The organism is Photobacterium sp. BZF1, from assembly GCF_014349205.1.
GTDB lineage: Bacteria > Pseudomonadota > Gammaproteobacteria > Enterobacterales > Vibrionaceae > Photobacterium.
Genome location: NZ_JACSOF010000077.1, coordinates 1 through 12705, shown reverse-complemented (window position 1 = coordinate 12705; position 12705 = coordinate 1). Strand labels below are relative to the sequence as shown.

Annotated in this window: 13 protein-coding genes; 4 read left to right on the top strand and 9 right to left on the bottom strand. The window is 50.8% G+C overall.

Going from position 1 to position 12705, the window contains the following annotated elements:
- Window positions 1-23: 23 nt before the first annotated feature.
- Together dsbC and xerD are read right to left on the bottom strand one after the other, a co-directional pair.
- Window positions 24-746 carry a bifunctional protein-disulfide isomerase/oxidoreductase DsbC gene (gene dsbC, locus BIZ37_RS17355; protein WP_187462548.1) on the bottom strand — a complete coding sequence of 241 codons (723 nt, stop codon included), beginning with the start codon at window positions 744-746 and terminating at the stop codon, window positions 24-26.
- A 199-nt stretch (window positions 747-945) separates the two neighbouring features.
- Window positions 946-1842 carry a site-specific tyrosine recombinase XerD gene (xerD, locus tag BIZ37_RS17350; RefSeq protein ID WP_187462547.1) on the bottom strand — a complete coding sequence of 299 codons (897 nt, stop codon included), beginning with the start codon at window positions 1840-1842 and terminating at the stop codon, window positions 946-948.
- Between the two features lie 234 nt (window positions 1843-2076).
- Between xerD and fldB the strand changes: the two genes are divergently transcribed.
- Window positions 2077-2595, top strand: a complete 519-nt coding sequence (gene fldB / locus BIZ37_RS17345; RefSeq protein WP_107300382.1) for a flavodoxin FldB — start codon at window positions 2077-2079, stop codon at window positions 2593-2595.
- 113 nt (window positions 2596-2708) lie between these two features.
- Here fldB and brnQ read toward each other — a convergent pair whose 3' ends face one another.
- Window positions 2709-4028 (bottom strand): branched-chain amino acid transport system II carrier protein, encoded by a 1320-nt coding sequence (gene brnQ, locus BIZ37_RS17340; protein WP_187462546.1) that lies wholly within the window; start codon window positions 4026-4028, stop codon window positions 2709-2711.
- A 361-nt stretch (window positions 4029-4389) separates the two neighbouring features.
- On the opposite strand from brnQ, the gene BIZ37_RS17335 reads away from it, so the two are divergent.
- Both BIZ37_RS17335 and srmB read left to right on the top strand, forming a co-directional pair.
- Complete coding sequence (locus tag BIZ37_RS17335) at window positions 4390-5106, top strand: tRNA1(Val) (adenine(37)-N6)-methyltransferase (RefSeq protein WP_187462545.1); 717 nt, start codon at window positions 4390-4392, stop codon at window positions 5104-5106.
- Window positions 5107-5273: 167 nt separating this feature from the next.
- Window positions 5274-6497, top strand: coding sequence for an ATP-dependent RNA helicase SrmB (srmB, locus tag BIZ37_RS17330; RefSeq protein ID WP_107300385.1), 1224 nt, complete (start codon window positions 5274-5276; stop codon window positions 6495-6497).
- A gap of 82 nt (window positions 6498-6579) precedes the next feature.
- Here the strand turns inward: srmB and yaaA are convergent, their stop codons facing one another.
- Window positions 6580-7353 (bottom strand): peroxide stress protein YaaA, encoded by a 774-nt coding sequence (yaaA, locus tag BIZ37_RS17325; protein WP_187462544.1) that lies wholly within the window; start codon window positions 7351-7353, stop codon window positions 6580-6582.
- A gap of 143 nt (window positions 7354-7496) precedes the next feature.
- On the bottom strand, window positions 7497-8927 hold the full coding sequence (locus BIZ37_RS17320) for a sodium:alanine symporter family protein (RefSeq protein WP_107300387.1): 1431 nt from the start codon (window positions 8925-8927) through the stop codon (window positions 7497-7499).
- A 565-nt stretch (window positions 8928-9492) separates the two neighbouring features.
- On the opposite strand from BIZ37_RS17320, the gene BIZ37_RS17315 reads away from it, so the two are divergent.
- Window positions 9493-9675, top strand: coding sequence for a DUF3545 family protein (locus BIZ37_RS17315; RefSeq protein WP_039467101.1), 183 nt, complete (start codon window positions 9493-9495; stop codon window positions 9673-9675).
- 73 nt (window positions 9676-9748) lie between these two features.
- On the opposite strand, the gene BIZ37_RS17310 is transcribed toward BIZ37_RS17315, so the two are convergent.
- The 4 genes from BIZ37_RS17310 to nfo form a co-directional block, all read right to left on the bottom strand.
- Window positions 9749-10285 (bottom strand): hemerythrin domain-containing protein, encoded by a 537-nt coding sequence (locus BIZ37_RS17310; protein WP_107300388.1) that lies wholly within the window; start codon window positions 10283-10285, stop codon window positions 9749-9751.
- 123 nt (window positions 10286-10408) lie between these two features.
- On the bottom strand, window positions 10409-11083 hold the full coding sequence (gene ung, locus BIZ37_RS17305; protein ID WP_187462543.1) for a uracil-DNA glycosylase: 675 nt from the start codon (window positions 11081-11083) through the stop codon (window positions 10409-10411).
- A gap of 122 nt (window positions 11084-11205) precedes the next feature.
- Window positions 11206-11334 (bottom strand): hypothetical protein, encoded by a 129-nt coding sequence (locus BIZ37_RS30490; protein ID WP_255526797.1) that lies wholly within the window; start codon window positions 11332-11334, stop codon window positions 11206-11208.
- A 195-nt stretch (window positions 11335-11529) separates the two neighbouring features.
- A complete protein-coding gene (nfo, locus tag BIZ37_RS17300; protein WP_187462542.1) occupies window positions 11530-12393 on the bottom strand; it encodes a deoxyribonuclease IV in 864 nt (287 codons plus the stop codon).
- Window positions 12394-12705 lie beyond the last annotated feature (312 nt).

Here is a 12705-nt window from a genome sequence, read left to right as displayed (position 1 = left end):
ATTTATCGAGAGATAAAGTCGATTTAGCTGCGGTTATCCAACATCTGGCGTAACATTGGCGCTGGCTGGTAACCCGGTAGCATGGTGCCATCTTCTAGGATCATCGCAGGGGTTCCAGAAACGCCCATCTCAACACCCAATTGGTAATGCTTCATTACCAGGTCGCCCTGCTGTTCGATGCCCGTTGGGTTGAAGGAACCTCCTTTGGCCTGATCCATCGCCTTGGCAGGATCTTTGGCTCCCCAGATAGCCCCCATCTCACCAAAGTTGCGCGAGCGCTCGCCGCCACGCGGGAACGCAAGGTAGCGAATGGTGATACCGGCATCGTTATACGCCTGCATTTCGCTGTGTAGCTTGCGGCAGTAGCCACAGCTGGTATCGGTGAAGACGGTCACCACATATTTTTCGTCTTTAGCAGGATAGACGATCATCTCATCTTCCATGCCTTGCAGTTTAGCCTTGTTCAGTTTAGCCATCTTCTGCTCGGTTAGGTTCACCGGCTCGGCGCCTGTTGCCTGATACAAATGACCCGCCAAGAAATAGCCACCATCATCAGAAACATAGACAATACCACGCTCTGTCACGACTTCATTGAGCCCTGGTAGTGGCGAAGCACTGATAGTAACCGGCACCAATCCCAGCTTGCTCAACTTGCTGGTAATTGCTGCTTCATCTGGCTTGGCTGATGCCGTGAAGGCTGTCATTGCCACTGCGGTTGCAAGTAATGTACGACCCAAAAAGTGCATGCGACTCTTTCCTTTAAAATAATAAGTTTGTGCCGGACTGTGACGCGTACCGCCAGCACCCTTCACTACTGGTGAACTATATGACCCTTGTAGTGCAAAAAAATTTCACATTCCGCAAAATATCTCAACCCTTTTAGTATATACCCAAGTATCAAGCAGATGCAGGCTGACCTATATTGCAAAACTGGTACAAACCCACCTAAGCACGTGGGTGGTGCGTCTCATGAAGCTGCTTGAGTCGCTCAGTCGCAACGTGGGTGTAGATCTGGGTGGTCGATAAATCGCTGTGGCCGAGTAGCATCTGTACGACCCGAAGGTCTGCACCGTAATTGAGTAAATGGGTCGCAAAGGCATGGCGCATCACGTGCGGTGACAAGGTATCGCCATCGATACCCGCCTTGACGGCATAATGCTTGATCCGGTGCCAGAATGTTTGGCGGGTCATCTGTTTGGCACGTTTGCTCGGGAAGACCACATCGGAGCTTTTCTCCCCTAGCAACTGTGGGCGGCCGCTTTGCAGGAATTGTTCAATCCAATCGATGGCATCTTCCCCCATCGGCACCAAACGCTCCTTATTACCTTTACCAATCACGCGAACCACCCCTTGGCGCAGGCTGACATTTTCCATCGTCAAGCTCACCAACTCAGTAACACGCAATCCGGTAGCATAGAGCAACTCCAGCATTGCCTTGTCACGGAGTTCTATCGGATCATTGGGATCGGGAGCCGACAGCAAGGCATCGACCTGCTCTTCGGTAATATCCTTCGGCAGGCGCTTAGGTAGCTTGGGGCTAACCAGCATGGCACTGGGATCATCCTCGCGCACCTTTTCCCGGTTCAAGTACTGGAACAAACGGCGGATAGCCGATGCCATCCGGGCTCGAGACGTCTGTTTATAATCGGCATCAAACAACCACTGCTGGTAGCGCTGTAGATCGTCGATCGACACCTTTTCTAGAGTCAGGCTTTGGTCTTTGAGCCAGTTTTCCAGCTTTTTCAGATCATTGCGGTAGGACATCAGGGTATTTTCAGATAACCCCCGCTCCATCCACATCGCATCGAGAAACCGCTCGATGATCACTTCATCGTTTTCCACTACAACCTCGGTGTTCGTTTCAGGCCAATAGCCATGAACAAAAGCTCATGAAGCATTGCCCATAAAACACATGGATAAATACACAGTACTCAATGGTAGACGATTTCCCTGCAAATGTAACGAACCAGCATGTCTGCAACAGGAATTTCTGACTCAATCACTCAGAAATAGTCAAGACCGTCCAAGGTAGGTAGAATCCCCTATCATTTATTCGTTACACATTGGACAAGCAGCATGAAGATTGGCTTATTCTACGGCTCAACCACCTGCTATACCGAAATGGCCTCGGAGAAAATCCGCGACTGCATCGGTGCCGAACTGGTTGATTTACATAATATCAAAGAAGCAGACATCACTGCGATGAACCAGTACGACATGCTGATCCTGGGGATTTCAACCTGGGATTTCGGTGAGTTACAGGAAGATTGGGAAGCCGTATGGGAGCAACTGGACGGCCTGAGCCTGGAGGGCAAAACTGTCGCCCTGTTCGGCCTTGGTGATCAGGAAGGCTACACCGAGTGGTTCCTCGATGCGATGGGCATGCTGCACGAAAAACTGCTGCCTACTGGTGCCCAGTTTGTCGGCTACTGGCCTAACGAAGGCTATGAATTCGAAGCGTCAAAGGCCTTGACCGATGACGGCAAGCTATTTGTTGGCCTGGCACTGGATGAAGACAGCCAGTACGAACTGAGCGACGACCGTATCACTACCTGGTGCGAGCAAATCCTTACCGAGTACAGCGAAACGCTGTAACGCTACCGCGGTACTGCCTTGCACTGGGCACGCGCACAAAGACAAAAAGACAAAAAGACAAAAGGGATGCCGAGGCATCCCTTTTTGCTACATGCTTCAAGGCATTTTGACGGTTACACCGTTTGGCCTTCTTGCTGTTCTTGCTTAACCGCTTTCTGCGAGCCAACAAAGTAAGTCACTACCAATGCCGCGAAGGTTGGCATCAACCACGCCATGCCATAGTCAAACAGTGGCAATACACGGAAGGCCGAAACATTGAAACCTGCAACCTTGGCCGCATCAATCATGCTGAAAGACAGTGCCACCAACATAACTACACGGTAGGACAGTGCAGGGTTTGGCAACCAACGGCGGATAAAGGTCAGGATCACCAGTGCCATCGCAATTGGGTACAGGGCGAACAAAGCAGGTAGGGACAGCACAATCAGCTGGTTCAAGCCAACGTTAGCCACCACACAGCAGGTTACTGACAATACCACGGCCCACTTTTCGTAAGACCAGCTTGTCAATGAAGAGAAGTATTCAGAACACGCACTGATCAATCCCACTACAGTGGTCAAGCACGCCAGCAAAACAATCAGTGACAGCATCATCTGGCCGGCAGGGCCAAACAGTGCCGCAACGTAAATCGCCAGGATATCACCACCGTTTGACGCATTGGCTGCGATATTCACACTGGTTGCGCCCAAGTAGAATAGGGAGATGTAGACAAACGCCAGGCCAGCAGCCGCAATAAGGCCTGCCATCACCAGGTATTTGCGGGTTGCCGTCTCATCGGTCACGCCTTTGCTGCGTACCGCATCGACAATCACCATACCAAACAGCAACGCCGCAACCGCATCCAGGGTGTTGTACCCTTCGACGAAACCTTTAAGGAAAGGCATATCGATGTAATCACCACGTGCCGCTTCAATCGCATCCTGCGGGTTAGCAACAACGCTCACAGCCAGTGCGACCAAGGCAATGAACAAGATCGGCGTCAGGAATTTACCGACCATATCGACAAGGTTGCCGCGTGAACGGGACAGGAACATCGCAATGCCAAAAAAGACAATAGAGAAAATAGTTAGGCTAAGCTGTCCTGCATCGGCAATGAATGGCTTCACGCCCATTTCATAGGCCACCAAACCGGCACGCGGGGCGGCAAAAGCTGGGCCGATCACGATAAAAATCAAAACGGCGAGCAATGTCGCGACTTTAGACGGTAAATCCTGGGTCATGCCTTTCCAGCCGCCAGCAACAGCAACGGCAATAATGGCAACAAGCGGTAAAGTAACACCGGTTGACAGGAACCCGAACATCGCCGGAACGAGGTGGTCACCGGCCTGCTGGCCTGCTTGCGGCGGGAATATGATATTGCCGGCGCCAAGGAAGAAAGCGAAGGTCATAAAACCTAACGCCATGATATCGGTAAAACTGAGTGACTTTTTCAAACTGCACCTTCCACTCTTTGTTATGTCTGCTGTATTTGTAACTTTTGTTATTTTTTTGGCCACATAAAAGGATTACCTGAATGTGACCTTGCTCGCAGCATAATGACGAAAAAGTACTCAACAAGCAATATCATAGTGAAAAACACTATAATCTTTGGCCTTAAAACTCAAAAACCAGCATATGCCACCAAAACAAAAATCAATACCGAAACATAAAACCAATAAAAGCTAATTATAAAAAAGATAACAAACAGAATTAATAACTATGCAACATCTATTCAACAGAAGGTTACCATTCTGCATTTCAGTTCGGGCGGGCTATAATGCCATGGTCAAAAATACAACAAGGTCCTGCAACACCATGGCAAAAGGGTTCACCTTCAAACAATTCCACGTCAACGATCATGGCTGCGGCATGCCCGTCAGCACCGATGGTGTCATGCTCGGCGCCTGGGCAGCGCTGCCCGCTTCGGGCCAGATCCTCGATATTGGCACCGGTAGTGGCCTGCTCGCGCTGATGAGTGCGCAGCGCACAGCCGGTAGCGGCAACCCTATTACCGCCATTGAAATCGACAGCGGGGCAGCAGCAGCGGCGCAGAAAAACTTCACCGACTCCCCGTGGCCGTCGCGTATCGAGTTAGCACACCAGAGCGTGCAGGGCTGGGCTAGCCAGCAGCCGGCGGGCAGTGTTGCAGCGATTGTATGCAACCCGCCCTACTTCAACCATGGCGAACAAGCTGGCTGCCAATCCCGGGCAACAGCGCGCCACACCGATACCCTGTCGCACCATGACTTATTGGCAGCCATTAGCCACCTGCTGGCCCCAACGGGCACTGCCAGCCTGATCCTGCCGGTTTATGAAGGCGAGCAGTTGATCGAATCTGCCCGCGCCCACCAGCTATACTGCCAACGGGTCTGCGCAATCAAAACCACCGAACGTAAAGCCCCTGCCCGGCTTCTGATCGCTTTGACCGCAAGCCCATCAGAACAACAAAACGAACAGTTGGTGATCCACCAAAGCAGCGGGTACAGCGAGGCATTTATTGCCCTGACCAAGGCGTTTTACTTGAAAATGTAGCGGGGCTGCAGCATTCGGTTTGGCGATTAGCGGAAGTTTTTGTACTTTTATCGGTGATCGTTGCGGCAATTATCTCTATAATGCCGCCCCTTATGTATTTTGCACGTGCTCTATAGGCTTCCCCGATAGGCGGAAGATACCCCTGAGTTCCCAAGGAGAAATGACTGGTGAGAGACTTTTCCGAATTAGAATTAGATAGCGAGCTGCTGCAGGCCATTGAAGATATCGGCTACGATCGCCCAACCGTGATCCAGGCCGAGGCGATCCCGCACGCGCTGGATGGCCGTGATGTTCTGGCGTCCGCTCCTACCGGTACCGGAAAAACCGCAGCATTTCTTCTGCCGATGATCCAGCACCTGCAGGATTTCCCGCGCAAGAAGCCGGGACCTGCACGCGTATTGGTCCTGACCCCGACCCGCGAACTGGCTATCCAGGTTGCCGATCAGGCGCGCGCGCTGGCCAAGCACACCCAACTGAAGGTGTTCACTATCACTGGCGGGATCTCCTACGACGAGCATGCTGAGCTACTGGGTAAAACCCAGGATATCGTGGTAGCGACACCGGGCCGTTTGATGGAGTACATCGAAAGCGAGCGCTTTGACTGCCGTGCCATCGAATGCCTGATCCTCGACGAAGCTGACCGCATGCTGGACATGGGCTTCGGCAAAGCGGTGGAGCGTATTCACAACGAATGTCGCTGGCGTCGCCAAAGCTTGCTGTTCTCAGCAACACTGGAAGGCAAGGGTGTCCGTGACTTCTCCAACACCATTTTGAACGAGCCGGTTGAAGTCAATGCCGAGCCGCCACGCCGCGAGCGTAAGAAGATCCACCAGTACTACCACCGCTGTGATGATATGGCCCACAAGTTGGCATTGCTGGAAAACATCCTCAAAGGCGAAGCCGAGCGCACCATCATTTTCGTCAAGACCCGCGAGCGCCTTGCCACCCTGCGCGACCAGCTGGCGGCAATGCAGATCCCATGTTGCTGGATCCAGGGTGAGATGGCCCAGGCATCACGTAACAACACCATTCGCCGTTTCCGCGAGGGTGAAGTGAACATCATGCTAGCCACTGACGTTGCAGCCCGTGGTATCGACCTGCCGGACATCAGCCACGTGATCAACTTCGATATGCCGCGCACCGCCGATGTCTACCTACACCGTATTGGCCGTACTGCCCGCGCAGGTAAGAAAGGGACAGCCGTTTCTTTGATTGAGGCACACGATCAGGCAATGATTGAACGTGTCGGCCGTTACATGAAAGAAGAAGTCGCTGAGCGCTTTGTTGAAGGCATGCGCCCACAACACAAAAAGCCAGCTACGGTGAAAAAGAAGAAGAAAAAAGATCCGAAAAAGAAAGCGGCAGTGAAAAAGAAGAAAGCCAAGAAGTAAGGCTTTTTACCGCAAGGACAAACAAAGCGGGCTGGTATCTACCAGCCCGCTTTTTATTCCGACGACGATATTGCTTTCGCGCTTATTGCTCTTCGCGCTTGAATACCAACTCGGTAGCTGTCGACTCAGCCGGCACAAAATAGTATCCGGCAGTATCGAACTGCTGCAGCTTCTCAACTGAATCCACTTGGTTATCAATAATGTAGCGCGCCATCATGCCACGGGCCTTTTTGGCATAGAAGCTGATCACCTTGTAGGTGCCGTTCTTGCAGTCTTTGAATACCGGGGTAATGATCTTACCGGCCACCTGCTTGGGTTTCACCGCCTTGAAGTACTCATTCGAAGCCAGGTTGATCAGGATGTCGTCACCCTGCTCGGCAAGTGCCTGGTTGACCTTATCGGTAATGATGCTGCCCCAGAATTGGTATAGATTGGTACCACGTGGGTTATCCAGTTTGGTACCCATCTCGAGGCGGTACGGCTGCATCAAATCGAGCGGGCGCAGCAGGCCATAGAGGCCAGATAGCATTCTCAGATGCTGCTGCGCATAGGCAAACTGTGCATCGTCCATGGTTTCAGCGGCTAAACCGGTATACACATCCCCCTTAAAGGCCAAAATCGCCTGGCGGGCATTTTCCGTTGTAAATTCTGGCTGCCACTCGGCAAAACGAGCTGCGTTCAAACCGGCGATTTTATCGCTTACCTTCATCAGGCTGGCGATCTGCGCTGGCGTCAGCTCACGGCAGACCTCAATCAACTCAGCCGAGTGGTCAGTCAACTCTGGCTGGGTAAAGGTTTCTGTCGCCAACGGAGAGTCGTAATCAAGTGTTTTTGCCGGTGAAACCACAATTAACATGGGAAGCTTCCTTTTGATCTTATATAGCTAAGATGTTAACAGCCTGACAGAAAAAAACCACGCGTTGTACGCGTGGTCTTTTCTATTATTGTTATCGCTAAATTCGATGGTTGGGATCTACCAACCCAAGCGGCTCTTGGCTATCAATCCTTTTTCGGCTGATCCCAAATCCCTTCTTCCAACTGGGCATGCAGTTCAGGGTAATCCTTACTGTCGAAGGTCGGTACCCTGCCCTGTTTAAGCTGGAGATTGTAGTCCCGAGCCAACTTCACTACCGTGCCGGACAGCAGCACAATCGCAATCAAGTTGATAATCGCCATCATCCCCATCGACACATCCGCCATTGCCCAGACGGTCGGCAAATCGGCCACGGCACCGAACATCACCATACCCAGCACGACAATACGGAACACGGTCAAGCCTGCCTTGTGGTTATGCTCAAGGAAGATCAGGTTGGTCTCGGCATACGAGTAATTCGCCACCAATGAGGTAAAGGCAAAGAAGAAGATAGCAACGGCAATGAAGATAGCGCCCCAGCCACCGACCTGAGAGCTCAGGGCTCGCTGGGTCAATTCAATACCGGTGATCTCACTGTGCGGCACATACTCGCCCGACATCAGGATAATGGCCACGGTTGCCGAACAAATCACAATCGTGTCCATGAACACACCCAGCATCTGGACATAGCCCTGAGAAGCAGGGTGCGGTGGGTACGGTGTTGCCGAGGCCGCAGCATTAGGTGCAGAGCCCATACCGGCTTCATTGGAGAACAAGCCGCGCTTGAGGCCATTTATCATTCCCTGGGCAATGGTGTAACCCAAGGCGCCCGATGCCGCTTCTTCAAGGCCAAACGCACTGCGGAAGATCAAACCCAGCACCTCAGGCAGTTTGCCAAGGTTGGTAAACATGATAAACAGGGCCAGCAATAGGTAACACAGTGCCATGGCCGGCACCAAAATTTCTGCAGTGCGGGCAATGGCACGCAGGCCACCAAAGATAATGACACCCGCCATCACCACCAGCACGACACCAACGTAAGCCGGATTCCAGCCAAAGGCGACATTCATTGCCTGGGTGATTGAGTTGGCCTGTACCGAGTTAAACACCAAGCCAAAGGCGATAATCAGGAAAATGGAGAACACCACCCCCATCCAGCGCATGCCGAGGCCCTTTTCCATATAGTAAGCCGGGCCACCACGGTAGTTACCGTCATCATCACGGGTTTTATAGAGCTGGGCCAGGGCACTCTCGGCAAAAGCCGTTGCCATTCCCAACATGGCAATCAGCCACATCCAGAAAATAGCTCCCGGGCCACCAAGGGTAAGGGCAACAGCCACACCAGCCATGTTGCCGGTACCAACACGGGCAGCCAAACTGGTGCACAGCGCCTGAAACGATGAAATACCCGATTTGTCCGACTTACGGCTGTTCTTCATGACGCTGAACATGTGACCGAAGTGACGGAACTGAATGAATCCCAACCGGTAGGTAAAGAACACGCCAACGCCAATCAGCAAATAAATGAGCACGGAGCCCCATAACAGATCGTTCAAAAAGTTAATCTGACTTGACACGTCTACCCCTCTAGAAATCAATAATAAGCTGATTACCGGCCCCATTGACCGTAAACAGAAAATATCGGCACAGCCCGCCTGCCAACCTGGCGTGAATCTGCCGGGTAAGCAAAACAGTTACTACAACCTTAGTTTTATTATGTGGCAAAAGACAGCGGAGGATATTCCTGCATCCACAGACCGCTCTCTGACGCAGCTATTTTGTTGGCATGATGTTAACAAGAGGCATAAGGAAAGCACCACCTGCTGACAGGACCTTGTTTGGTATAACTGCAGATGGCTGATGATCATGCAAAGATAACCAGCAAAAATCAATATCCTAGCCATGAATATTGCTTATCTGGCATTTTGCTGGCGAATTTAGGGCCGATATTCTGCTTTTTCATCCCATTCTCACACCCCATTGCAACGACTCTCTTGATGGTTTTTTATACAACCAGTTTGACATTGCGATCTTACGCACATCAAAACTTCATCAATGGGTAACATTTGCGAAACACATCAATTTTATTTTGTGGCTTGCTATGATATTTAATTAGGACCGATTGTAAGGAAGAGGTGCTCTATGGACAGCTATGCATTCGATGACATTCTTGCAACTGAAACACCAAGACGTGGTTCCCGGAGCAAGCCTGTAAAACGCAAGTGGCGTGAAATTGAAGCGCTGAAAGACAGGCAAAGACTGCGCCGTGAATTGGCTGATATTGACATGTTCAAGGATTTATCAGACGACGATCTTGATTTCTGAATCAACAAGCAATGATCAACTAAAGAGCCGGCCTATGCCGGCTCTTTCTTTATATATCAATATACACGGATCGCTAAGCTTGTAGCCGCTCCGCAAGGTTACGGTAACGATCGGTGACCTGAACACCAAATAACGGGTCACAATCGCATTCTTCATACTGCTGTGATACTGCCAGCCAATCATCCTGGGTAAAGTGCTTGCGGATAAGGGGAAGGATATGTTTTTCCTCGAACTCCAAATGAGCATACTGGCGGACAACAAAAGCATTGAGCTTATCGGCAAACACATCAAGCGGGATCACCGCATCCATCAATATCATCTCGACCGTATCGGCGAACTCCTGGGTCAGCCTTGCCAGCTCTTCATGCTCTTTTTCCAGGCTTTCAACTTCACCGACATGCTCGGCATAGTGCTGTTGATAATAGTGGTAAAGCACATCTTCTTTCGGATGGTGGCAACACTCGGCATGATTCTGCAGGTAATCAACAATATCTTTGATCAGGCCATAGTCGACCTCTTGCCCGTTGCGTATTGCAGTCAGCTTCTGTTGAAGTATCTTCAGCAGTCGGCATATATAACCATGTTCAGTGTGAATATCGTCCAGCATCATTGCGTAAACCTCCCAGTCATCTCCATTACTAAAAGTGTAAGTAGGGATGGAAAAACACACCTTGATCCTGGTTATTTAATGTGCAGATAATTTACATTACCTGCACATTTTGACAATTAAAGATTAATCTTCCAGTAACCAATTTATTGCCGGCTTATTCATCTGGTTTAATAGCTGATTTGTCTGTGAGAAATGTTTACCGCCAAAGAAGCCTCTGTATGCAGACAGGGGGGATGGGTGAGCGGAACGCAGTACATGGTGCCGCTCAGTATCGATTTTCTTGCCTTTCTTCTGGGCATGCGCTCCCCACAGCAGAAAAACCACGCCCTCACAATGCTGATCAATAACCTCAATCAAACGGTCGGTAAACGTCTCCCAGCCTATTTTTGCGTGTGAATGGGCATTGCCCTGCTCCACCGTCAACACCGTATTTAGCAGCAATACCCCTTGCTCGGCCCAGCTTTGCAGGTAGCCATGGGATGGCGGGGTAAACCCATCAATATCCGTTACTAGCTCCTTGTACATGTTGGCTAGGGATGGCGGGATCTTCACGCCTGGGCGGACCGAGAAGCTCAAACCGTGCGCCTGATCGGGGCCGTGGTAGGGATCCTGTCCGAGGATCACCACTTTGACCTCCGATAACGGGGTCGCTTCCAGCGCATTGAAGACATCTTCCTGTGGTGGGTAGATCACCTTGCCCGTAGCACGTTCGGCGGCAACATGCTGTTCAACCTGTTGGAAGTAGGGTTTCTGGCGCTCTGCATCAATCACATCTTGCCAGCTCAATACCGGGCTCATTTCTCTGCTCCTCAATCTCATTTTGGTGCCCATTGTATGGGTTTGGCTGAGAAAACAAAGCCCCCTACCGGCCAAAGCACGGGAGGGGGCATTTCATTAGCAGAAGAAGAAAGCGTGCAGGACTATTCGACTTGGTAGCGCGCCTTGGGAGTGACAGGCGTTCGCCAATGGCCACGGCCCTGAATATGGCGGTGGGCCTGCGGCAGCCGTGAGATACCGTAACTCAACATCATCATTTCACTGTTCATCATTTTCCCTACCCTATTTGCTAAACCACTGGATAAAGATATGAAAACTTAGTGCCAACATTGACGAAGAGTTAAAAAGCATTATTTATCAAAACTTTAATTGCAAACCCAGAAAGTCGCCCATTTTTCCGCCGCCCAACCTTGGTGAAACTTGCCCCATTGTAGGACAAATCATACACGTCCAGACCTCGGTGCAAGCTACTGGGCCACCGCCAATGATTCAGGGACAAACGACCGCAATGTGGCAATTTCCTGCTGCCAGATATCGGGGTTGATGGTTTCCAGCACCAACGGGATATTGTCGAAGCGGCTATCTTGCATCAGGTAGCGGAAGCAATCCCAACCTATTTCCCCCTCACCCAGGCTGTGGTGGCGGTCAAGGTGGCTACCTAGGCCGCCCTTCGAATCATTGAGGTGCATACCACGTAGGTATTGCATCCCGACAACTTGGTCAAATTCAGCAAAGGTGTTGTCCGTCGCGGTTTCACTGCGCAGATCATACCCGGCGGCAAACGCATGGCAGGTATCAATACACACACCTACCCGCGACTTGTCCTCAACCTGTTCAATAATGCTGGCTAGTTGCTCGAACCGCCAACCGAGGTTGCTCCCTTGCCCGGCCGTGTTTTCGATCACTGCTACCACATTCGGCACGGCTTGGTGTGCCATATTGATAGACTCAGCAATCAGGGACAGGCATTGATCCTCAGGGATTTTCTTCAAATGGCTGCCCGGGTGGAAATTGAGCAGGTGCAAGCCCAACTGCTCGCAGCGGGCCATTTCATCAATAAACGCATTGCGTGATTTTTCCAGCTTCTCACTCTCTGGCGCACCAAGGTTTATCAGGTACGAATCGTGGGGCAGGATCGCATCCGGGGAAAACCCGTATTGCTGGCAACGGGCCTTGAACGCGGTGATCACATCTTGCTCCAACGGCTTGGCCGCCCACTGGCGCTGGTTCTTGGTAAACAAGGCAAAGGCATTGGCGCCGATCTTGTTGGCATTCTCTGGAGAGTTGTGCACACCGCCAGCAGCGGATACGTGCGCACCAATTAATTTCATCTTTTTCCTACTCTGAAGGTTTGCAATTTAAGCACGGATTGTACGTTATTTATCAACGTCAGCGCTTACAGATTGATCGGGGCAAGCGCACATTTTCCGCGAGGTTACGTGAGTATCACCCGTCATTTTGATGTAATTTTACTACAAATGATCCATTCAATTTTTTTTTAATTGATAAAATATTAGTTAAACACCAATAAATATGCGGCTTAGTTGACCTAGCTCAATAAAATAGCCTGAATATATTTAAGGTTTTTTGTTGTAATTTGATCTAAATCAATACACAATTGGTGCCAGCGAGATATATAATAC